This window comes from uncultured Campylobacter sp. (genome assembly GCF_938030815.1).
Lineage (GTDB): Bacteria > Campylobacterota > Campylobacteria > Campylobacterales > Campylobacteraceae > Campylobacter_B.
Genome location: NZ_CALHII010000205.1, coordinates 1 through 22,834 on the forward strand (window position 1 = coordinate 1; position 22,834 = coordinate 22,834).

The 22,834-nt window shown below is 49.5% G+C and carries 19 protein-coding genes and 1 pseudogene; 14 read left to right on the top strand and 6 right to left on the bottom strand.

The genetic code is table 11. From position 1 onward, the window contains the following. Positions 1-173: 173 nt before the first annotated feature. Positions 174-803, bottom strand: a complete 630-nt coding sequence (locus tag Q0277_RS07915) for a disulfide bond formation protein B (protein ID WP_297997073.1) — start codon at positions 801-803, stop codon at positions 174-176. A 96-nt stretch (positions 804-899) separates the two neighbouring features. Here Q0277_RS07915 and Q0277_RS07920 point away from each other — a divergent pair, with 96 nt between their 5' ends. The 5 genes from Q0277_RS07920 (at position 900) to Q0277_RS07940 (ending at position 7,847) form a co-directional block, all read left to right on the top strand. Continuing rightward, positions 900-1,469, top strand: a complete 570-nt coding sequence (locus tag Q0277_RS07920; protein WP_297997075.1) for a TRAP transporter small permease subunit — start codon at positions 900-902, stop codon at positions 1,467-1,469. A gap of 93 nt (positions 1,470-1,562) precedes the next feature. Then, positions 1,563-2,924, top strand: a complete 1,362-nt coding sequence (locus tag Q0277_RS07925; RefSeq protein ID WP_005871492.1) for a TRAP transporter large permease subunit — start codon at positions 1,563-1,565, stop codon at positions 2,922-2,924. 41 nt (positions 2,925-2,965) lie between these two features. Beyond that, the gene (locus Q0277_RS07930) at positions 2,966-4,804 is read left to right on the top strand and encodes a biotin/lipoyl-containing protein (RefSeq protein WP_297997077.1); all 1,839 of its coding nucleotides are present in this window, start codon (positions 2,966-2,968) and stop codon (positions 4,802-4,804) included. Between the two features lie 132 nt (positions 4,805-4,936). After that, a complete protein-coding gene (gene pckA, locus Q0277_RS07935) occupies positions 4,937-6,520 on the top strand; it encodes a phosphoenolpyruvate carboxykinase (ATP) (protein WP_297997079.1) in 1,584 nt (527 codons plus the stop codon). Continuing rightward, positions 6,495-7,847: a CAP domain-containing protein gene (locus Q0277_RS07940; RefSeq protein ID WP_297997081.1), complete on the top strand. Its 1,353-nt coding sequence runs from the start codon at positions 6,495-6,497 to the stop codon at positions 7,845-7,847. The genes pckA and Q0277_RS07940 overlap by 26 nt, the downstream gene beginning before the upstream one ends. Before the next feature lie 138 nt (positions 7,848-7,985). Here Q0277_RS07940 and Q0277_RS07945 read toward each other — a convergent pair whose 3' ends face one another. The 3 genes from Q0277_RS07945 to dnaG form a co-directional block, all read right to left on the bottom strand. Next, positions 7,986-8,540, bottom strand: a complete 555-nt coding sequence (locus tag Q0277_RS07945) for a hypothetical protein (RefSeq protein ID WP_297997082.1) — start codon at positions 8,538-8,540, stop codon at positions 7,986-7,988. Between the two features lie 208 nt (positions 8,541-8,748). Beyond that, positions 8,749-9,732 carry an argininosuccinate synthase domain-containing protein gene (locus tag Q0277_RS07950; protein ID WP_297997084.1) on the bottom strand — a complete coding sequence of 328 codons (984 nt, stop codon included), beginning with the start codon at positions 9,730-9,732 and terminating at the stop codon, positions 8,749-8,751. 9 nt (positions 9,733-9,741) lie between these two features. Beyond that, on the bottom strand, positions 9,742-11,910 hold the full coding sequence (gene dnaG, locus Q0277_RS07955) for a DNA primase (RefSeq protein ID WP_297997086.1): 2,169 nt from the start codon (positions 11,908-11,910) through the stop codon (positions 9,742-9,744). A 60-nt stretch (positions 11,911-11,970) separates the two neighbouring features. Between dnaG and Q0277_RS07960 the strand changes: the two genes are divergently transcribed. The 9 genes and pseudogenes from Q0277_RS07960 (at position 11,971) to Q0277_RS08000 (ending at position 20,672) form a co-directional block, all read left to right on the top strand. Continuing rightward, the gene (locus tag Q0277_RS07960; RefSeq protein ID WP_297997087.1) at positions 11,971-12,996 is read left to right on the top strand and encodes a tetratricopeptide repeat protein; all 1,026 of its coding nucleotides are present in this window, start codon (positions 11,971-11,973) and stop codon (positions 12,994-12,996) included. Continuing rightward, complete coding sequence (gene rnhA, locus Q0277_RS07965) at positions 12,974-13,396, top strand: ribonuclease HI (protein WP_297997089.1); 423 nt, start codon at positions 12,974-12,976, stop codon at positions 13,394-13,396. Before Q0277_RS07960 ends, rnhA begins: the two co-directional genes overlap by 23 nt. A 521-nt stretch (positions 13,397-13,917) precedes the next feature. Beyond that, positions 13,918-14,580 (top strand): annotated as a pseudogene (gene rnc, locus Q0277_RS07970) (ribonuclease III); the annotation flags it as partial. A gap of 293 nt (positions 14,581-14,873) precedes the next feature. After that, positions 14,874-15,989, top strand: a complete 1,116-nt coding sequence (aroC, locus tag Q0277_RS07975; RefSeq protein WP_297997091.1) for a chorismate synthase — start codon at positions 14,874-14,876, stop codon at positions 15,987-15,989. A 132-nt stretch (positions 15,990-16,121) separates the two neighbouring features. Next, positions 16,122-17,183 carry a GNAT family N-acetyltransferase gene (locus Q0277_RS07980; RefSeq protein ID WP_297997093.1) on the top strand — a complete coding sequence of 354 codons (1,062 nt, stop codon included), beginning with the start codon at positions 16,122-16,124 and terminating at the stop codon, positions 17,181-17,183. Continuing rightward, entirely contained in the window at positions 17,183-17,872 is a 690-nt protein-coding gene (locus tag Q0277_RS07985; RefSeq protein WP_297997095.1) for a hypothetical protein, read from the top strand. The genes Q0277_RS07980 and Q0277_RS07985 overlap by 1 nt, the downstream gene beginning before the upstream one ends. Positions 17,873-18,220: 348 nt before the next feature. Further along, positions 18,221-19,072, top strand: coding sequence for a hypothetical protein (locus Q0277_RS07990; protein WP_297997096.1), 852 nt, complete (start codon positions 18,221-18,223; stop codon positions 19,070-19,072). Between the two features lie 77 nt (positions 19,073-19,149). Then, complete coding sequence (locus Q0277_RS07995; RefSeq protein ID WP_297997098.1) at positions 19,150-19,764, top strand: hypothetical protein; 615 nt, start codon at positions 19,150-19,152, stop codon at positions 19,762-19,764. A gap of 530 nt (positions 19,765-20,294) precedes the next feature. Continuing rightward, on the top strand, positions 20,295-20,672 hold the full coding sequence (locus Q0277_RS08000; RefSeq protein WP_297997099.1) for a hypothetical protein: 378 nt from the start codon (positions 20,295-20,297) through the stop codon (positions 20,670-20,672). Positions 20,673-21,240: 568 nt separating this feature from the next. Here the strand turns inward: Q0277_RS08000 and Q0277_RS08005 are convergent. Both Q0277_RS08005 and Q0277_RS08010 read right to left on the bottom strand, forming a co-directional pair. Continuing rightward, complete coding sequence (locus Q0277_RS08005) at positions 21,241-21,726, bottom strand: hypothetical protein (RefSeq protein WP_297997101.1); 486 nt, start codon at positions 21,724-21,726, stop codon at positions 21,241-21,243. Beyond that, entirely contained in the window at positions 21,726-22,814 is a 1,089-nt protein-coding gene (locus Q0277_RS08010; protein WP_297997103.1) for a class I SAM-dependent methyltransferase, read from the bottom strand. Before Q0277_RS08010 ends, Q0277_RS08005 begins: the two co-directional genes overlap by 1 nt. Positions 22,815-22,834 lie beyond the last annotated feature (20 nt).

Consider the following 22,834-nt stretch of genomic DNA (forward strand, 5'->3'; position numbering starts at 1 on the left):
AAATCCTATAAAGGTTAAAGGCGATATCTGCGCCACATACAAGTACGACAACAAGGAGCAAGTGACCTTGACCAAAGGCAGAGATGGCTTATGTGATCGGGTATGGAGTATGCCGGGACTTAAAAATATAGATAATATCTATAGCTCAAATGCTCTTATTATCGTCCAATGACCTATTTTGCGTGGGGTTTTAAATCCCACGCCTTTTTATTTAAAAATCCAAGAAAAATTCCAATCATCCAAATAATTGCGAAAAATATAAAGATAAAGCTCCAAAATTGCGCCAGATCCACGCTTTTACTTGTTGGAAACAGATACCAGCCTCCGCTATAAAGCGCCGTTAGCTTGGCTTGCAGCCCCTCTAGCGTCGCATCAGCCGGCACCGCCGGAACGTCGAATGCGCAGCTGTTAAACGGCTTAAAAATTGGCACTGCGCTTAAATCAAAATTTAAAAATCTCACCGCTCCACCGCAGCCGCTCATCCCGCTCATATCTCCGCTCCCTCGCAGTACCGTGTGAATTTTAGCTAAATTTAGCGACGAGACAAGTCCCAGCGCCGCGCCGTAAAACCACACCGCATATCCGCAGATCGCGCCGTAAACGTCCTTGCCACAAACCGCTAAAATCACCGCTCCTAGCGCTATGGCGCAAAGTGCGAATCTCACGTGAATGCTAAAATTTTCCGGATAGATAAAAAGGAATTTTTGCAAGAAAAAATATGAAAATGCTAGCCAAAAAAGCGCCCAGATAGCGCAAAAGGCGAGAAATCTTTTAGAGTATTTGTTTTGAAATTTTAAAATCATAAAAATCCTTTCCGCGCATAATTTTATAATAAATTGCAGATATTTTTGCTAAAATCTCAGCTTTTATAGTAAAAATTTCAAGCAAAGGGTAAAATTTTGAAGGGTTTTTTACGCAAATTAGAAAGAGCTTTTGATGCGTTCGCAAATATTTTAGGCATATTGAGTATCGTATTTTTGGCGCTTTTAGTTATAGTAGTTTTTTACAATGTTGTGGCGCGTTATCTTTTTCCAGCTGCAAATTCCGTCGCTATGCAAGAACTTACGTGGTGGCTATATTCGGCGATGTTTTTATTCGGTGTGACCTACGCGCTCAAAGAAAATGCCCACGTTCGCGTGGATATTTTTTACGAAAAATTTAGTCCCACTGCAAAAGCGCTCATAAATATCTTAGGCACGATATTTTTCATTTTGCCTTTCGTAGCGCTCGTGGCGTTTTTTTCGATCGATTACGTGAGCGAGGCTTATACGAGCCATGAGGCCAGTGCCAATCCCGGCGGCATGCAGCATCTTTGGATCATCAAGTCCGCAATCACGCTTAGCTACGCGTTTTTATTTATCTACGCGTTTGGATTTTTGATTAAAAATATTAACGCCTTGCTTGATGTTAGGGAAAACAAAGGCTCGGAATTTCTTAGTGGGAATTCTTCGGGCGCACAGAGTGTGTGAGGGCAGAATGAGCTTAAATTTAAAATTCTATAAATTTTACGCTTTTCGCGCTTGGGCGGAATTTTGCCACGGCAAGATAAAAGGTGACGAGATATGATAGGCATAGTGATGTTTGCGGCAGCGCTTTTTATGCTTTTACTAGGTTTTCCCGTTGCGTTTACGTTCGGTGCTGTAGCGGTGATTTTCGGATTTATCTACGGACTTAGTGAGGCGTGGGATTACGCGCAGGGCTTTGAAATTTTAACCGAAGCTTTCGAGGATATGAGTAGGCAGTTTTTTTCACTGATGCCTAATAGAATTTACTCGATTATGGAAAATCAGCTGCTAATTTCGGTGCCGCTTTTTATTTTGATGGGTATGATTTTGCAAAAGACTCGCCTTGCGGAGCGTTTATTAGAGTCGATGGCATTTTTATTCGGCGGCGTACGAGGCGGCGTGGCGATCAGCACTGTTTTGGTGGGCGCGTTACTTGCGGCTACGACGGGCATCGTGGGCGCGACTGTCATTGCTATGGGCGTCATCAGCCTGCCCGTGATGATGAAATACGGCTATGATAAGCCACTGGCTACCGGCACCATCGCTGCTGCGGGCACGCTTGGGCAGATTATCCCGCCCTCGATCGTGCTAATTATTTTAGGCGATATACTTTCTGTTTCGGTAGGTGATCTCTTTTCTGCAGCAGTTATTCCTGGGCTCGTGCTAGTGGGTTTTTACGTGATTTATATTGCGATTATTTCATATATTTGCAAAGATTATGCACCGCCTGTTCCGCCGCTAGAGGGACTTAGCAAATCAAAGCAAATTTTTATCGCGCTTAAAAACGTCGTGCCGGTGCTTGTGCTGATTTTGCTCGTTTTGGGATCTATTTTTGCGGGCATCGCTACGCCTACGGAGAGCTCGTCGGTAGGCTGCTTGGGTGCGATAGCGCTAGCTGTTTTATACCGCACGTTTTCGTTTAGGCTGATCTATGACGCGCTAAAAAATACCGCTAAAATTTCGGGCATGGTTTTTATGATTTTGATGGGCGCCACGGCATTTTCGATGATTTTTTCTTACACTGGCGGAGATGAGGTCGTGAAAAATTTTATGGAGAATCTGCCCGGCCAAGCATGGGGATTTATCGCGCTTACGATGGTAGTTATCATAGTGCTTGGATTTTTTCTCGATTATGTCGAAATTTCATATATCATTTTGCCAATACTTTTGCCAATAGTAGAGTCTTTGCATATCAATCCCGTGTGGTTTGCGATCTTAATCGCTGTAAATTTACAAACATCGTTTATGACGCCGCCATTTGGATTTTCGATATTTTTCTTAAAGGGTGTGACGCCTCCGCAAATCCACACCACGGACATTTATAAGGGCGTGCTACCTTTTATTTTATTGCAAATTCTAGTGCTATTAACGCTCGCAATCTTTCCGGGGGTTTTTGGTTTAAAAGCTTTTTTAGGCTAGAAATATTAAAATTCACGCTAAATTTAACCTAGGAGCTAAAAATGGCTAAAAAGCTTATCGACGTTATGGATACGACCTTCCGCGACGGATTTCAGTCAGTTTTCGGCGCGCGCGTGGCGATGGCGGACTTTTTGCCTGCCGTTAGCGCGGCCAAAGACGCGGGCATCACGCACTTCGAGTTCGGCGGCGGCGCGCGGTTTCAGAGCCTGTATTTTTACCTAAACGAAGACGCGTTTGAGATGATGGATAAATTTAGAAGCATCGTGGGGCCTGAGGCGAACCTGCAAACTCTTAGCCGCGGCGTCAATACCGTCACGCTCGATACCGGCAGCCGCGAGATCATCGATCTGCACGCCAAGCTTTTTGCCAAGCACGGCACGACGACGATTCGAAATTTCGACGCGCTAAACGACGTGGAAAATTTAAAATTTAGCGGCGAGTGCATACATCATCATGGTCTTAAACACGAAGTCGTAGTTACGATGATGGATCTGCCGCCCGGATGCAGCGGCGCGCACGATGCGGCGTTTTACGAGAGGATTTTGCGTCAAATTTTAGACGCGCAGATCCCGTTCGACAGCGTCTGCTTCAAGGACGCAAGCGGCACCAGCAGCCCGCAGAAGGTCTATGAGACAATTAAGCGCGCGCGTAAAATTTTAGGCGACGGGGTGCATATCCGCCTGCACACACACGAGACGGCGGGCGTTAGCGTCGCATGCTATCAGGCTGCGCTCGTTGCGGGCGTAGACGGCATCGATCTTGCCGCGCATCCCGTAAGCGGGGGCACTAGCCAGCCGGACATCCTTACGCTGCTGCACGCGACGAAGGGGCAAAATTTCGACCTGGGGCTAGATTCAGAGAAAATTTTAAAATACGAAGAGGTTTTGGGCGAGTGCTTGAAGGATTACTTCATGCCGCCCGAGGCCACGCAGGTAAGCCCACTAATTCCGTTTTCGCCGATGCCGGGAGGCGCGCTTACGGCAAACACTCAGATGATGCGCGATAATAAAATTTTAGACAAATTCCCAGCCGTCATCAAGGCTATGCGCGAGGTCGTCGAAAAGGGCGGCTTCGGCACGAGCGTGACGCCAGTTAGTCAGTTTTATTTCCAGCAAGCGTTTAACAACGTAATGTTCGGCCCGTGGAAAAAGATCGCCGAGGGCTACGGCAAGATGGTGTTAGGTTATTTCGGCAAAACGCCCGTTAAACCCGACGAGGGCGTGATTAAGATGGCGGCTGAGCAGCTGGGGCTAGAGCCTACGACTAAGCATGCCGTAGATATCGCCGATGCCGACGAGAGCAAGAGCGTCGCGTATGCGCAGAAGATTCTACGCGAGCAGGGCATCGAGCCTAGTGAGGAGAACGTATTCATAGCGCTTGCGTGCAAAGAAAAGGGCATCGCGTTTTTAAAAGGCGAGGGCAAGGTGATGAGTCGTAAAAAAGAGGACGTAGCGCCCGCTGCAAGCCATCAAAACGGTATTTCTAAAAACGGCAAATTTGACGTTAAGATTAACGGTAAAATTTACAGCGTAGAATTTGCCGGACAAAACGTACTCGTAAACGGCGATCGATACGATGTCAGCTTCGATACCTCGGAGTCCGCAAAGCCGCAGCCGCAACGCTCTGCCGGCGAGCAGCCCACTGCTAACGCGCGAGGCGGTACGGACGATAACGATATAAAAGCGACGCTTCCTAGCAACGTATTTAAAATTTTAATAAAGGAAGGCGACGATGTTAAGGCGGGACAGAATGTCATCGTTCTTGAAGCGATGAAGATGGAGATAAATATCGAAAGCCCGCGTGATGGCGTAATCGATAAAATTTTAGTCGCCCAAGGCGATACGGTCGATGCCGATCAGGTGCTCGCGATTTTAAGATAAGCTCTAAAATTTAGGCGGGCGCTCCCGCCTAAATTTCATGGCGATCATCCTCGGCGCTTAAGCGAGCTCACCTAAATTTTAAGCTATAATAGCGCAATCTTTTATCAAAATTTAATTTAAAAAGGATGCAAAATGACAACTCCGAACGATCTGGATAAACTAGGTCTTAAAAATATCAAAAAAATCAACCACAACCTAAGCTACGACGAGCTTTTCGAGCTTGAAAAGGCGATGAATGAAGGGCGCGTGTCAAGCAACGGCACTTTTATGGTCGATACGGGCATATTCACGGGTCGCAGCCCAAAGGATAAGTACTTCGTAAAGCAGGACCCGAGCCAAAAATACATCGCCTGGGGCAAGGTAAATCAGCCCATCTCAAAAGAGCTTTTCGATAAACTTTTAGCCAAAGCCAAAGCCCAGCTAAGCGGCAAAGAAATCTTTATCCAAGACGCCTACTGCGGCGCTAGCAAATCCAGCCGCAAAAACGTGCGTTTCGTAACCGAAGTCGCGTGGCAGGCGCATTTTGTAAAAAATATGTTCATCCGCCCAAGCGAAAGCGAGCTAGCGGAATTTCATCCCGATTTCGTCGTTTACAACGCGTGCAAATGCAAAAACGAAGATTACGCGAGCGACGGGCTGCACTCCGACGTTTTCGTTATCTTTAACGTAGAGGAAAACGTCGCGGTTATCGGCGGTACGTGGTACGGCGGCGAGATGAAAAAGGGAATTTTTTCGATGATGAACTACTGGCTGCCGCTTGCGGGCAAGATGTCGATGCACTGCTCGGCAAACGTGGGCAAGCAGGGCGACACGGCGCTATTTTTCGGCCTAAGCGGTACGGGCAAAACGACGCTCTCGACCGATCCAAACCGCAAGCTGATCGGCGATGATGAGCACGGCTGGGACGATGAGGGGATATTTAACTTCGAGGGAGGCTGCTACGCGAAGTGCATAAATTTAGACCCGAGTAGCGAGCCTGAAATTTACGCCGCGATCAAACGCGACGCGCTACTTGAAAACGTGGTCGCCAACGAGGCTGGCGTCGTGGACTACAAAGACGGCAGCAAGACCGAAAACACCCGCGTCAGCTACCCGATCTATCATATCGATAACTACGAGCCAAGCTCCGCAGGCGGCCATCCGAAAAACATCATCTTCCTAACCGCCGACGCGTTCGGCGTTTTGCCGCCGGTCGCAAAACTAACCAAAGAGCAGGCGATGTATTATTTCCTAAGCGGCTATACGGCCAAAGTCGCAGGCACCGAGCGCGGTATTACAGAGCCTGTGGCGACATTTAGCGCGTGCTTCGGCGAGCCGTTTATGCCGCTGCACCCGACCGTTTACGCTAAGCTTCTAGGCGAAAAGATCGACAAGCACAACGTCAGCGTCTATCTCGTAAATACGGGCTGGAGCGGCGGCGCGTACGGCGTGGGCAAGCGAATGAGCATTAAAGCTACGCGCGCGTGCATAAACGCGATCCTTGACGGTAGCATCAAAAAGTGCGAATTTGAAAATTTCGAAAAATTTAACCTCGCGATCCCAAAAGAGCTCGCGAGCGTCGAGACGAAGCTACTAAATCCGATCAATACATGGACGCACCCGGCGGAATATAAGATCACGCGCGATAAGCTAGCAAAGATGTTTGAAGAGAATTTCAAACGCTACGAGGACGTAAAAGAGGGGGTCGAGTTTGCTAAAGCGGGCCCTACGGCTTAGGCTCCTGGGTCTTGGGGCGATTTGCGCGCTTTTTGCCGCATGCGAAAACGCCCCTTCAAATTTAAAACAGCCGCTCGTTGCGATGAGCGGCTTTTCCTTTTACGACGATCCACTAAGCTACATCAACAATGTGCGCGCAAAATCGGGGCTAAATCAGCTTTCGCAGAATGAAATTTTAAATACCTCTGCGCTTAATCACGCAAGATATGTCGTCGCAAACGAGGCGATGTCGCACGACGAGAGCCCGGGCAGACCGAATTTTACGGGCGAAAATCCGTCAAAGCGCGCTTTTTACGCAGGCTATAATGCCGCAGTACGGGAAAATTTATCCTATAACTCAAGCAATCTAAAAAGCGCGATCGACGGGCTTTTAAGCGCGATTTACCATAGATTTGCATTTTTGGATTTCGCTTCGGATGAGATCGGCATCGGCTATTTTGAGCACGGCAAAAAAAGTAGCTACGTTTTTGAGATGGGAAATTCGCGCCTCAACGCCTTTTGCTTACGAAATTTAAACGACGAAGGAAGCGGCAAATTTCTACTGGGGATGTGTAAAAACGAAACGCTACGGATGAGGGAGGATAAGTTCAAAAGCGCTACTGCGCTGAACTCGCGCCCTTACGTTTACTACCCGAACGACGAGCCCGCGCTTGCATTTTTCAGCAACGAAATTCCGGATCCCATGCCAGAGTGCAAAATCACCGCAAATCCTGTAAGCGTGGAGTTTAATTCTGCCCAGCCGCCCGTAGCGATGAAAAGTTTTAAAATTTACGAAGGCGGCAGGGAGCTTCAAAACGTTAAAATTTTAGATAAAAACTCCGATCCTAACGCCATTTTAAGCGATAGGCAGTTCGTGCTTTTCAGCAGAGAGGTTTTTAAATTTGACGCTAAATACGGCGCAGAGTTTAATTACGAGCAGGGCGGGAAGCAAAAAACGCTGCGGTGGGAGTTTATCACGCAAGCGCCTAAATTTAGATACTTCGTCGTGCAAGGCGGAGAAAATCTGAGCGTGAAAAACGGCGCGTTTTACGATATATTCGTAGCCCCCAAAGACTGCAACGATTTGATGAAAAGCTATAAAACCAGCTACTCCTTTATGGATAAGCCCGAAATTTCAAGCCCCGCGGCAAATATGCTGCGCGTAAAACTAAACGGCGCAAAGGGTGCGAAGCTTGAAATTTCGACAGACAACGGTGCGATAATAAATCTGTATTTAAGCGATAACTCCAAAAGCTACGGCGGCATGGGTAAAATTTACGCCGCAATCGCGGCGGTTTTGACGGCGATCATTTTGTTTTGTCTTTTGGCAAGAAGAAGAGGGCGATAGGTGCGAGATGTATTTTCGCGACCTCCGCTTTTGTCTGCCTGCACATGGGTGCGTAATGCCTATCCTGCGTGAAATTTAGCGCAGAACTTGGTTTTAAATTTTAAATTTCTCGCCGAAAGTCGAGGTTGGCGCCAAATTTTAATCTAAATTTGGATTTATCTCATCCGCAAGCTTTAAAATTTTAGCCTGTACCGCCTCAGGAGCGTAGATATCCATCCACTCTATCCCGTTTGACGCGCTAAAAAGCACTGCGATCCGCCCCTCGCTCATCGCGCGCTTAGCAAGCTTGGTCGCCGCTGGGCTGTTGCCCATATTTGGCGTTTCGTCTATGCTTATCTCGGCGCAACGGCGTAAAATAGGCGCCATATCAAACTCGCCATCAAGCAAAACAACGACCGAGCCGCGCCTAAAACTGCAAGCGTTCCAAAAAATTTCGGCGCCATTTATGCATTCGCGCGAGAGATCGAGGCGAAATTTGCCCCGCTCGCGCACGAGAAAACTAAACTCGCTTAAGTTTAGCGGGTGCTCCACACTGCCGAATGCCCCCACGATGCTATCTTTGCGGCCGTTATAGACATAGGCGGCGAGCGCATTTTGCAGTAGCGGCGCGATTATCTGATCGTGCGCGCTCGTATGGTCGTCCTCTCTGGCGCGGCCTGGGATCTTTACGAAAAACAGTTTGAAATACTCCATAAACGCTCCTTGAGCCTATAAAATTTGCTCGCTTTTGCGTTTAAATTTAGCGCTCGCGGCGGTTAAATTTAACTCTGAGCCTGGCGTATTTTCGGTCTATTTCGGGCGTTGCCATTTAAATTTCACTCTTGTATCTGCTATCGCAGCTTCTTGCGCTTATGTATCGTTTTTACGCCTATCAAATACAACCTGGATGGCGATTTAGATTTTACACAAAATACTCGCGGGCGGCATCCTTGCTCTCAAACGGGCTTGTGCTCAGCTCGCCGCCGTCTATGAGCACGAGGTAGCGGCGCGCGGCGTCTGTTTTGGCGTATGTTAGCGCCAGCCTCGCCGCAAGCTCTCTATCCGCCTCGCTCGCGCCTCTGCTTAGCAGGCTTAGCGCGCCCACGACATCGTCTTTAAATTTTATCTCGCTAAATTTTGGATTTTGCACTGCGGCAAGCTTTTTGTTATCGCTCTCATCCCGCCCGATTATGAGCTTAGCGCCCTCAGGCAGGCGCAGATGGCGTCCGAATTTTAAAATTTCAGCGTCCGCGGGCGTTTCGATCTTTTCAAATTTTACCGCATCCTTGATCCGCTCGCTGAAGCTCTGCACGGTCAGCAGACAGCCTCCCGCAGGCGTTTCGTAATCCTCAAAGCCGAACTCCGCCGCGAGCTGCATCTGCCTAGTGCGCCCGCGCCCGCTGATATCAAGCAGCGCGCCCCTATCGACCCAGCCCTTGATCTCGGGCGTCGTAGGCGGCAGCAGCTTCGCGCATAGCGGACGCAGGATCAGCCCCTCCTCATCGCCGCTAAGCCCGCCGACCTGAGCTAGAGCCTGCGCGCGTTGGCTCATCGGGCGCTGTCCGAGCACCTCGCCCGTGATGATGAAGCTCGCCCCTTCACTTTGCAGCATCGCAAGCGCGGTCTTAAACATATATCCGTGGCAGTCGATGCAGGGGTTAAAGTGCTTGCCGTAGCCGTATTTGGGCTCGAAAAGCACCTGCCGCAGATATTCGCTTCTGATATCGACGCTTTTAAAATCCGCCCCCGCGGCTGCGGCTCTGCGGCGCATGATCTCGCTCTTATCGTCCTTGCCGCTAAATCCGATATCCATATTCAGCGCGAGCACCTCGATGCCTTGCGAGACGATGAGTTTGACCGCGAGCATAGAGTCAAGCCCGCCGCTAAAGAGCGCCAATGCCTTCATTTCGTTCCTTTACTTGAGTTGGTTGATCTTTTTTTGATACTCCAAGATCCGCTCGATCTTGTCGGGCGCGTCGGAGTTTTTGAGCTTTTGCATCAGATCTTGCAGGGCGTTGCGGCGTAAAATTTTGCACGCATCGTTAAAAAGCGCCGCGCCGCCGATCGGCAAAATTTCATCGTCCAGTGCGAGTGCACGCAGATTTTCAAGGGCTTCGGTTTCGGCGTTTTGAATATTTTGAGCGGCGGCTTTACTCTCGCCGTGCTTTTCATTGTCGATCGCGGAATTCTCGCCTTGCTTTGCGTCGTTATTCAAATCTCGCTTTCCGCCCCACTTCTTGATACGGCTTGAAATGTCGTTTGTTCCTTGCTGCAAGTCACCATTTGCGTCCTGCTGCGCGGAGGGGCCTTTCAAATTTATGACGCCTGCGGAGGCTTGCCTGTTAAAATTTTGCTTGCTAGAATTCTCGCCGCTTTTTAAATTTGCGCTCTCCCTACGGATAAAATTTTCTCCCGCGCCGCCTGCGGTAAAATTTTCGCTCGCATTACTATCCGCATTACTGCCCGCGATGAAATTTTTAAAATTCCCGCCGCTACGAGAGAAAGCCAAAAACGCCTCGAAAATATCGCCGTGCATGCGAAAATCACGCCGCTCCAAGCAGCCGAGCCCGAGCTCCGCCATCTCGCCATCAAGCAGCATCGATTTTATGATCTGAAGCTCTGCGATCTCCTTGCGGCGCAGTAGCGTCCGCCCGAGCCTCGCCGAAGCCGCAGGCGGCGCAGAGCTTTCGTAGCGCGCCGTGTTTTGCGCGCGAATAAAATTTCCGCCGTTTAAGCCCCTGCCGTCTGCGCCGTGCCCTCCGTAAGAGCCGAAATCGCGAGAGCCGAAGCTCCCGCTCTCGTTAAAATTTCGCCCCTCAAAGCCCGCGCCGAAATTTTTACCGCCGTCGGCGAGATTGAACGAGCCGGGCGAGACGTTTAAAATTTGCGCCACTAGGCTCTGATAGGACTCGGCGAGCACGGGGCCGAGCGCTGCGGTAAATTCTTTGATCTCATTTAGCGCCGCCTCTTTTTGCACGGGGCGGGCGAGGTCGTATTTTTTAGCGATCTGTCGAATTAGAAATTCCCCGCTCTCCATGCCGCTAGCATAAATTTGCTCTAGCTCGCGTACCTTGCCCGCCGCGATCATATCCGCAGGATCGGCGCCGCCGCCGATTATAGCGACGCTTGAATCTATCTTGTTCAGGCACAAAAGCCGCGCCGATTTTATCGCCGCATTGATGCCCGCAGCGTCGCCGTCGAAGCTAAGCACGACGTTAAGCTCCGCGCGCTTTATAAGCGGCAGATGAGCAGGCGTCAGCGCCGTGCCGAGCACCGCTACGGCGTTATCGATGCCCGCTTGATGAAGCATGATAACGTCCATGTAGCCCTCGGTGATGATGAGGGTTTTTTTAGCGATCGCGCTTTTTTTCGCAAGGTCGAATGCGTAGAAAATTTTAGATTTATCAAACAGCGCGCACTGCGGCGAATTGACGTATTTGGCGGGGTTATCGCTTATCGTACGACCGCCGAAGCCCACAAGCTTGCTCGCGTGATTGTAGATCGGAAAGGTAATCCGCTCGATGAAGCTAGCATAAAGCCCGCGCTCGTTTTGCTTCACCGCGCCCGCATTTAGCGCGTCTTGCGGCGGAATTTCTTCGTTTTGCAAAACCCTGATCGTCTGCGCACTAGCCCCCGCGTAGCCAAGGCCGAATTTGCGAATGCTTTGATCGCTCAGTCCGCGATCGTGCAGGTACTTCACGGCGACAGGATTTTGATAAAGGCAGCTTTGGTAATAGGCGTTTAAAATCTCAAGCACCTTCTTCTCTTCGCTGCGCTCCTGGACTTTGGCGCCGGTGTATTGCAGCGCGAAATTATACATCCCCGCAAGCTTTTCGACCGCTTCCGGGAAGCTTATCTTTTCGTAATCTTGGATAAATTTAATTGCGTTGCCGCCCGCTTTGCATGAAAAGCAGTGAAAAATTCCAAGTTTGGAACTCACGCTCATGCTCGGGTGCGAATCGTCGTGGAAGGGGCAGACGCCTACGAAATTTGCGCCGCTGCGCTTAAGCGGGACATATTTTTCTACGACGTCTACGATATCTACGGTGGCCAGCAGATTTTCTATGCTTTCGTTTTTAATCATAAGCGAAATTATACCCGCACTTTGCTATAATTGCCCTTTATTTTTGCGACGAGGTTTGATTTGGATAATTTTTTCTTAGACGATCGCGACCCGATTTTCGGGCTTATCATGCTAATAAGCATAATCTTGCTAGTGTCGATTCTAAGCTACATTTGGGGAGTTTTTTCTAAAAAGAACGAGAGGCAGAGCTTAGAGAATTTTATCAAAAAATTTGACACCCTAGACGCGCTTAGCACCGAGCACAGGCAGCTTTTAGCAAGCCCGCAAATAGACATCCCGACGCTTGGAATTTTAGCTAGCTCTTTCGTCAAAAGCGGCGACTTCGAGCGCGCGATAGAAATTTATCTAATCGCGCTAAGTAAGGCTAGCGGCGGCGTGCAGAGGGAGTTTATCCTCACCAATCTCGGTATCGTATATTTCAAAGCGGGTTTTTTGGGGCGCGCCGAAGAGGTGTTTTTACAGGCACTGAAGCTGCGCCCGAGAAACAAGGAGGCTCTTACACATCTTACGGTGATTTACGAGCGGCTGAAACGCTTTAATGAGGCACTTGAGGTGCTTGACGCGCTGCGCGAGCAGGACGCCGAAGTATATACTCAAAGCCAGTTTGAGCGCGCGCAAATTATCGCAAACGACGCTAATACGCCGTTTAACAAGAAGATCGCTAAAATTTCGAAGCTAAACTTCAAAGGCGCGGGACGATTTTGTATGGAGCTTTTTATCAAAAATAAAGAGCCCATGGAGGGCTTTGACCGCTTCCCGCCGATCGAGCAGGCGATCGATCTGATCTATGATTTCCCTGCGGCGGTAAATACGCAGGATGCGGAGTACAACGCGCTTTTTTACGCGCTTGGAAAAAGCGATCAAAAGCCGCAGAGCGCGAGTAAAATTTTTGAGATCAACGCGCTTATGGCTATGAAAGACGCGGGCTTTGAGGACGCCGGGCTTAGCTTTAGCTACACCTGCGCGAAGTGCAAAAGCTCGGTGGGACTTTTTTCGCACCGCTGCCCGGTCTGCTACGAGCTAGGTAGCATGGAGATTAGAGCGCAAATTTCGGAGAAAACCGGTGAAATCGGTCAAACTTTTTAGCGACGGTAGCTGCCTCGGAAACCCTGGAGCGGGCGGCTGGGCTTACATCTTGCAATACGGCTACGCGATAAAAAAGGCAAGCGGCGCAGAGGCGATGACGACTAATAATCAAATGGAGCTAACCGCCGCTATAATGGGGCTTAGCGCGCTTAAGCAGCCCTGCCGCGTCGAGCTTTTTACCGATAGCGAATATGTCGTTAAAGCGATAAATTCCTGGCTCGCAAAGTGGGTCATTACCGATTTTAAGGGCAAAAAAAACGCGGATCTGTGGCGCAGATACCTTGCGGCGGCGGCGCCTCACGAGATCAAGGCCTCTTGGGTCAAGGGGCATGCGGGTCATCCGCAAAACGAGGAGTGCGACGCTATGGCTCGCGCGGCGGCGGAAGCGATAAAGGGCTAAAATTCTGCGGCGAAGCTTGCGGTTGCGCGGATTAAGCATAGATTTACCCGCGTTTGCTTTGCACGCAGAGCCGCTTCGGCGTAAATTTTATCGCTAAAGTCGGTTTTAGTGCGTTTGCTTACGCAATCGGGCTTCGGTGCGCTCTATTCATTTGCGTCGTTCGCGCAAGCTCGCACTTATTTGTGCGTGGATTGGGTCTATGAGCGGACGAGCTTCGGCGGAGATTTCGTTAGCAGCGAGCAGGCTTTAGTGCGACTTATATTCTCGGCGGGTCTGTTTTTAGTGCGGATTTCGTTTGCGACAAGTGAGCCTTATCGCGGTTTGCGTTAGAATTAGCGGGCACGTTTAAATTTTATTCGTTGCAGATTGGCGCTAGCGCGTTTCATTCGCCACGTTAGTGCAAATTTAGCGCGTGCCGTGCTTGCGCTCGTTCGTTTCGCTTGCGTAGGTTTTGTTCGCACCGGATGTCGTTTGCGTGTGAGCCGCCGCGGATTTCGTAGAATTTTATAAAAAGGTTGATAATGCAAAATTTAGAAAAATTACAAGAAAAACTGGGCTATAAATTTAAAAATTTAACCCATCTCAAGATCGCTCTTACGCACAAAAGCGCCAAAAACGGGCACAATAACGAGAGGCTGGAATTTTTAGGCGATGCGGTAATGGATCTGATCGTGGGCGAGTATCTTTTCAAAAAATTTAGCAGCGATGAGGGCGATCTGAGCAAGCTGCGCGCCGCGCTCGTGAACGAAAGCAGCTTTTCTAAATTTGCAAAATTTTTGAGCATCGGCGAGAACCTGAATATGTCGCTGTCCGAGGAGCGCAACGGCGGACGCGAGAAACCATCGCTGCTTTCGGACGCGTTTGAGGCGATAATGGGCGCCGTCTATCTTGAGAGCGGGCTGCAAAACACCGCCCGCATCGCGACTGCAATTTTAGAAATCCTCTATCCGCGCATCAGCTTTAACGAGCTCGTTAAAGACTACAAAACCGCGCTGCAAGAGCTCACGCAGGCAAAATTCGGCGTCACGCCCGAATACGTCCTTTTAGGCTCGAGCGGTCCCGATCACAAAAAAAGCTTCGAAATGGCGGCGCTCGTAGGCGGCAAGCGACTCTCATCCGCCGTGGGAGCGAGCAAAAAAGAGGCCGAGCAAAAATGCGCGCAAATCGCGCTCGAGCTTTTACAAAACGGCGCCTCGCACGGTGCTAACGCGCAAAATGGCGAGCAAACAGCATGTGGCGACGCACAAAGCGGCGTAAATCGCGCTCAGGACGACAAAAAAGGCTCGCGAAATGGCGACGGACGAGCGCGGGGCAGCGCAAAGAGCGAGCATAATAATAGAGGCGGCAAAAAGAGCGATCGCGCCGGCACATCGGGCGGCACGCCGAGCGTAACCTACGCGCCCGAGCGAAACAAAAACGCCGAACAAAACGGACGCGATACGGACAAACAAAGCGGCGGCGATCAAGGAGGCGCGCTATGAACACCTTCGGCGAGAGATTGCGCCTTAGCACCTTCGGCGAGAGCCACGGCGCGGCGATCGGCGGCGTTTTGGACGGCTTTCCGGCGGGCGTGGAGATCGAGATTTCAAATATACAAAGCGAGCTTGACCGCCGCAAACCGGGCGGTAAATACGCTACGCCGCGCAAAGAAGCCGACGAGATCGAAATTTTAAGCGGAATTTTTGATGGCCGCAGCACCGGCGCGCCGATTGGATTTATCATTCGCAACGCAAACCAGCACTCGAAGGACTACGAAGATCTAAGGGATGTTTTCCGCCCCGCACACGCCGATTTTACATATTTTGCCAAATACGGACTGCGCGATTACCGAGGCGGCGGGCGGGCAAGCGCGCGCGAAACCGCCGTACGCGTGGCCGCGGGAGCGTTTGCGCAAATCTTGCTGGATCACTTTAAAATTTCCGTAGAAAGCGGAATTTATGGCGTGGGCGAAATTTACGCGGGAAATTTAGACTTCGGCTTTGCACAAAACAGCGAAATTTTCGCGCTCGATCCCGCCGTAGAGGGCGCGCAAAAGGAGTTAATTCTAAGCGTCAAAAATGCGGGCGATAGTATCGGCGGCTGCGTGCTGACGCGCATTACGGGCGTGCCTGCTGGGCTCGGCGAGCCGCTGTATGGTAAGCTGGATGCGGCGCTTGCAGGCGCGCTGATGGGCATAAACGGTGTAAAGGCCGTGCAGATCGGCGCCGGAGTGAGGGCAAGCACGCTAAAAGGCAGTGAAAACAACGATTTTATGCACGCTAGCAAAAATTTGATCCGCACCAACGGCGGCAAGATCGGCGCAGACTTTGCTAGCAACAACGCGGGCGGGATCTTAGGCGGCATAAGTAGCGGCGCGCCGATCGAGATTGCGACGCATTTTAAGCCCACTCCGAGCATTTTTATGGCGCAGCGCAGCGTCGACGTGTGCGGCGCAGACGCGGTCTGCGAGCTGCGCGGGCGACACGATCCGTGTATCGCCGTGCGAGGCAGCGTCGTAGCCACCGCAATGGCGCGGCTGGCGATCGCCGATGCGCTGCTGCTAAACGCGAGCGCAACGCTGGGGAATTTAAAGCGAATTTACGGCGAGGATTAAATTTAGACGAGCGGCGCGGCGAAATTTTGCGAAATTTCATGAAATTTCAAGGGTCGAGCGATGAAATTCCCACGAGCGAGGCGGACAAATTTTAAATTTACGCGGTAGGTCTATCGCGACAAGGAGGGCAAAATGAGACTTGAGCGTATCGGCAAGGACTCGGCGCTGATCGCGCGCATAGAGGCGATCAACGTCGCGGCGTTCCCCGAAATCGAGCGTATCAGCATAAAAAATTTCTTAAAAATGTCGCGTAAAGGACAGCTCGAAATCGCGGCGATATTCGAGGATTTTAGCGCCCTAAGCGCTAGCGGCGCGGCAAATAAACATCGCGCAGCGACAGGCGAAAATTCCAATGCGGCGGCGCCAAATTTAAGCGGCGAGGAGCTGGTGGGCTTTTTCGTCTATAGAACCGAGCAAACCTATAAGCGTGTGGTTTCGCACCACAAACAGCCGCCGCCTCGCCTCAATGCGGATAAAATTTTAAGATCCAAAGCCCATAGCGGCGCGGAATTTGAAGGCGCAGAGGATGAAATCCCAAGCGATAAAGCGGAATTTTCAGAAGCAAAATTTTTTAGCGTTGCTAGCGGCAAAAACCCGGGCCAAAAAGCGCAGTCTTTTAGCGGCGATGAAATTTTAAATGTGGGCGCAGATAGCAAAATTCCGATCGACGAGGACCGTTTGATTTGCGGTGCGGGCGGCAAAATTTTATCAAGCGCCGGAAGGGATGAAATTTCATTAAATGCCGCGGAGAGCAAAATTTCATCGATCACCGCAGAAAGCGAAATTTCGCGCTACGATGAGAGCGGAATTTCAAGCGGCGGAGAAAGCGAGATTTTTTACGTGGCCTACCTTGGCATCGATGCGAAATTTCGCGGACTAGGGATCGGCTCAAGGCTGCTCGCGCTCATTGCCGAGCAAAATCCAAGCACGCAAATCGTCCTTGACGTCGAGCCTCCGCACGAGGACGCGCCCAATCTCGCGCAGCGCCTGCGCCGTATAGAATTCTACGGCAGGCACGGCTTTCGGCGCTGCGGCAAGTTTTTCAACTACGCAGGTCTTAGCTTCGAGATCCTTGCCAAGCCGCCGCTAAGCGCGCCGCAGCAGGGATTTGACGTAGCGAGCTTCATGAAATTTATCGGCGCGGGCAATAAATTTAGATTTAAAATCACCGACGCGCCGCTATACAAAAACTAATGCAAAAGCCCGAATTCAGCCTCATCTGCGACGATACATTTTATAAAATTTTCTCCGCCTCTATCCTTGCGTTTTTTTGCATTTTTATCTCTTTGGACATCGGCGGATCGGGGGAGCTGTTTTACACGGACAGCCCGCTACGCTCGCAGCGAGCCAAGCCCAGCCTGACGATCGTTTTTATGTTTTTAGCGTTACTTTATCTGCGAAGCGGTAGCAAAGAGGCGGCGCGCGTGGAATTTGACGAGCTTAAAATATCCTTTCGCAGAGGGCTAGACAAATACGATCTTATGCTTGGATGCGTCGATCTGATAGAGCCGTCGTTTGGCTTCGTGCGGACGTTTCGCGTGCCGTTTATAAGCTACGAGCGGTTTTTAAAACTGCAAGAAATTTTAAAATTCTTGCTTCTTTTCGCATACGTCGCGGGCGTGTTTTTGACGATCAAATTCGGCTTTGTCGAAGCTGCGATCTATGCAGCGGCAGGCATTTTTGCGATTTTGATCGCTTCAAAGCTCGTCGTCGCGCGAAGGCTAGACGGACGAGCGGGGCTACGACTACGCGACTGCCTGCTACTGCGCGGCAAGGACGATACGGGCGCGGCGGTATTTTTTTGCATCCGTCCCAGCCGCGCCGAGCGCGAAGCTTTACGTATATATTTTTTGAAAAATTTCAGCTACGACATTAAGGCGTGAAATTTTTCGGTTTTCAGCGTAAAATTTAGACCCGCGGGGTAGTTTGGCTACGGCTAAACGTAAACGAAGCGTAAAGGCGAATGCTGCGAGAGTATTTTGCGGCGAGATTGTGGGGTTAGGTTTCGAGCAAAATTCTACTCACAGCAATCGCAGATGAGATTGCTAGGCGCTTAAAGCAGTTATTGAAGCGGTCGCAGATAAACCGCTAGCGCCCGCTTGGCTGAGACAGCCGCCGCTCGTTACAACTCGCCGCAAGCGCCTCCGCAAATATCCTACGCTCTTAAACGCGTCGAAAGCGAGGCGGTGATAAAATGCGCTTCGTCAAAAATCATACCAAAAAGGAATTTTATGAGGGATTACGACAAAGAGCCGATCAAAATCATAGATAGGGCGGTTTACTTTCAAAACAATATCGTTCTTTTTCTTTCACTCGGTTGCTTATATAAAATATTCAATTTAGAAGTTACTCCGTTAAACTTGAAATTTTACACTCATTTTAGTGCCGATTTAGTTATGTTTATCGTAGTGGTCTTTTTATTGTTGCCGGCTACATTACTTTGGCCTATTAAAAGAAAGGGCAGTCCCGCGTATTTTTTATTGGAAAATAATAAAATCAGCTATATAAATGCTTTCGACGATAAGCCCGGATCGCTAAATCAGGCGCTAAATGATTTTTATTTTGTCAAGAAAGAGGAAGTAATAAAAATTTGCGATGCCTGCGATATAGATAAGGTAAGTTTTTGCATTATATCAGAGCTATATGATAGTTACGGAAGATTTCACTATTTTTCGTCATACGAGCTGTATAAAAAGTCGTCCATAGGGGTACACATAGGAAAGGTTATATTGTTTTTATATCATACGATAAATTTCATATTGTTCATCTTGCCGTTTAAAATTTATATGCTGATAAGAGCGGATGAGTCTTTGGGCTTAATCCGCAAAAATATCGTGCTAAGGTTCAAAAATAGAAATTACTTCCTTATAAATATATATTCTAGGCGAGATCTGGATGAGATACTAGAGTATTTTAAGCAAAAAGGCGTCCAAGTTGCGGATAAAGTGGTCTTTATGCCGCAGGCGCAGAATAAAGGCTTGTTTACCGATAAAAACGAAATTTGGAACGATGATTTTAGCGATACGCAAATTCCAAAAGATACGTTTAAGCGTAAGCTTAGGCGGTTTTTTAGCTTGGATTAAAGAGCGATTCCGCCCGTTTCAGCGTAAAATTTAGACCCGCGGGGTAGAATTACAAAAATTTTTACACGGAGCAAACAATGAAAAATTTATTTCTAGCCGCAATAGTTTGCGCGCTTTTTAGCGGTTGCGCATATGAAGCGCAGTTTAATCAAAACGCCGATGTAGCGCCGTTTGACGACACTATAAGCGCGACTAACGCCATACAAAGCGCGCTCATTTACATCCCTGGCGAGCTAATGGGGACGAAAAGCTACGCCGCAAGCTCGAAGTTAGGCAGAGACGATGAGCTTAAAATCGATGTCGGCGAGTTCGTCGCAGGCGAGGCAAAGCGCTTCTTTGGCACCTACCTAAGGCGCGTGAGCGTCACCGACGACGAAAAAGCGCTGCAAGGCAAAGGGCTCGTCATCGCACCCGAGCTTAGCTCATTCGGCTTTGGCTTTTACAGCTCCGACGGCATCGATGTTTCGGCAAAGCCCTATGTGCGCTACAATCTACGTCTAAAAATGTTTAAAAACGGAAAGCCGATCTACAACCAAAATATCGCCGTAAACGAGCGCAACTTCGGCGAGGAGGAGTTTTTTGGCGGCGGTCAGGGCTCATACGCGCAGATCGGCGGGATCTTTCAAAAATCGATGGCGAACGACTACGCTGTGCACGCTAGAGAAATTTTGGACGTAATCAACGATAACTAATCGCGCTTACGCCTTTTTGTGGTGAGGCGGGCATCTAGTCGCTTATTTTTGCCCGCCATCTTGTGGTAAAATTTGTCGCGGCGATCTTACGGCACGCGCTTGCGGATCGTCGCGCCTAAGCTCTATCTAGCGATATAATTAACATGGCTTTAAAATACTCAAATGCGCGCTTGCTTGTAAGATTTATCCCACTTGCGGCATTAAATCCTTTTGATACCAAGTTTGCCAGCGCTCTAGGCATCAAATTTAATCCCGCAAGCTGGGTAAATTCCGTAAAATGCACTATGAAATTTAACTCAGCAGCCCATATTTAAGTGCGGCGAGCCAATAAATTCCGCACTTTGACATACTGCCTAATTACGTTTTTTAGGGCTAAGCTCCGCAAATAAACTTTTCGCGTTCGCTGCTACGCTTGCATAAAATTCCATATTCGCAGCACCAAAAATTCGTCCTAAATTTAAAGCACCGATTAATATTAATTTTTATATCGTTACTAAATTTTTTAAGGAGAGAATTATGAAAAAGTTTTATTGCTTCCGTTTGTTTTCGCGGCGCTTTTTGCGGCACCAAGCTGCGATAATGTCCAACTCAAAGCCGCCGTGGAAGGTATCAATAAGAGTGCGCCGATGCGAGTCGACGAGATTACCACATTAACGGGTGCTGAGTGCAAAGATGGCAGCTTTATCTACAACTACGAGCTAAATGACGGCATGGGGATGAAATTTGACAGTGTCGGAAATGATCAAAAAACCGTGATACAAAATGTCATAGATAGCCAAAATAAGCAAATTTTTTGCAACCAGATGAAAGTAATGCATCCGTTAATAAACAGCGCGATATGGAGCTATAAGATAAAAAGTGGCGAAGAATTTATAAGGGTAGAATTTAAGCCTAGCGACTGCAAGTAGCGCTTGTGCGGGATTTAAAATTTAGCGCGGCGTGAGCCTTTGCCTGCTCGCCCGCGCAGCATCCGTTTAAAATTTATCCGCTTCGCTTTTGATTTCTCCTGCGCAAAAGTAACATGTTAAAATCTCTGCTTGACTTTTAACACGTCGCTGCGTATAGCATGGCGAATATCAGCGTGTATTTCGTCGCCACAAAGCGCTAAAACGCGCCGAGTCCTTTTTAAGCCGCGATCTAATGCATCAGGTTCTGCCAGTGGCGTTTTTCATTAAAATTTCACTATTTCACGTGGAATTATATCTATGCGGCAACGCAAACACTGCGTAAAGCTTTAACGCGAAATTCTATAATTTGCGCGGAATTTTATTTGAAATAGCATCATAGATTTTGAGTCAAAATTTTAGGATTTATTACTACGCTGCACCTGCTGCGGTGAAATCTTACTAAATTTCGTTCGCAACCTGCTCACATAAAATTCTGCGTAAAGCATGAGCCTGTTCACAAGCTTACAGGGTGCCAGCCGCCAACGCGCCGTCACACAAAAAGCGGCTAATCAAATGCCTCACTTGGGTTTTAAAATTCACGTTCGCAGCTATTTTTATCAAGCTTTAGCTGTATCGGCGGCAAGCCCTCTATTTCGTAATTTAATACCATCGTTTTGCCGAGCTCCCGCAGGCGTTGCGAAAATTCCGTGCTACAAAAACTGGTCTTCGCCTTGGCAAACAGCATCTCTTTTAAAATTTCCGTATCGCCCGCGTCCAGCGCGCTGAGGTCTAAATTTGACGAGCTATTTAGCGCGTAATCGTATATGAAGCTACCCTCTTCGCATGCGGCGCCTTTTAAAATCGTAGCATCGTCGATCCTGCGCGGCGCGCCCTCGTTTATCCGCGCTAGCGCATCTCGCACCTGCTTGCTTTCGCAGAAATTTCGCTCTAGCTCGCCGCGTTGTTTCTCTGCATAAAATTCCATCGCTACGTTTGCCAAAATTCCGATTCCAAGTAGCACTAGTAAAATTTTAATCGGCTTATTTAGCCGCGCGCTTAGGCTTCGCGCGTCCATCATCGAACCCTTTCGCAGCACAGCAGCGTGTGTCCGACGCCCAGCCCGTCGTGAATTTGCGAAATTTTAAGCCCTGCGCGCTGCGCAAATTTAACCATATCGTCCGAGTGATAAATTTTGCTATTGCCGTTTGCCATCGCGGCGAAATACACGCTGATCTGCGTCATGCTATACGCGGCGGTTTCGTAGCGCTGCCTGTCCCAAAACGGCTCCAAAATATAAAGCCGCGCCTGCTCGCTCATCGACTCCGCCGCGCGCGCGAGGATGCTTACGATCTGCTCCTCCGCAAAGCAGTCCAAAAACTGACTGAGCCAGATCGCATCAAAGCCGCGCGGAAAGCGCGTGGCGGGATCCAGCAGATCGGCCGCAAGCCCCTCTATGCGCTCTGCGCCCTGCGCGCCTGCGACGGCGTCTTTCATCAGCGCGATCTGCCCCGCAAGATCCATTATCGTCACGCGCACATTTTCGTCGTAGCCTACGCACCGCTTAGCAAAGCGCCCCGTATTGCCGCCTACGTCTAAAATTTTATCCGTCTTGCGCGAGAAAATGATCTTTAGCGCGGGCTCAAACGCCAAATCCGAATAAAAATGATCAAACGCGAGCCAGCTTTTGCGCACGTGCGGCGGCAGATGCGAAAGCGCCTCATAGATCGTAGCCCACTGCCCAAAGACCTTTAGCCCCTCGGGTTTGCCCGATTTTAGCGTCTCTTCGAGCCTAAAGAGCCCCTTATAGCACACGTCGTGGATGAAGTCCATATCCACGTCCACCATCTCGTCGGTGAGTAGAAAATACCCCGCCTTACTGAGACGAAATTTCTCGCCGCACAGCAGCACCGTGCCGATGCTAAGCGAGCTTTCCAAAAGCAGCTTTACGGCATATTCGCTAAGTGAGGTCTTCTTCGCGATCTCTTCTATACTTAGTCCGTCCCGCGCCTCATTAAGCGCGCTTAAAATTCCAAATTTTTTCATCAGTCGCGAGACTTGAAAGACCACCGGTGCAAAGGCGATCTCATTCGCCGTCCGCTGTGCCTCACCCGCGCTTTGACGCTCGGCGCCGTAGCGGTCTAAAAGCTGTTTGGGAAGATTCATTTTTAATCCTGCTTATGTAA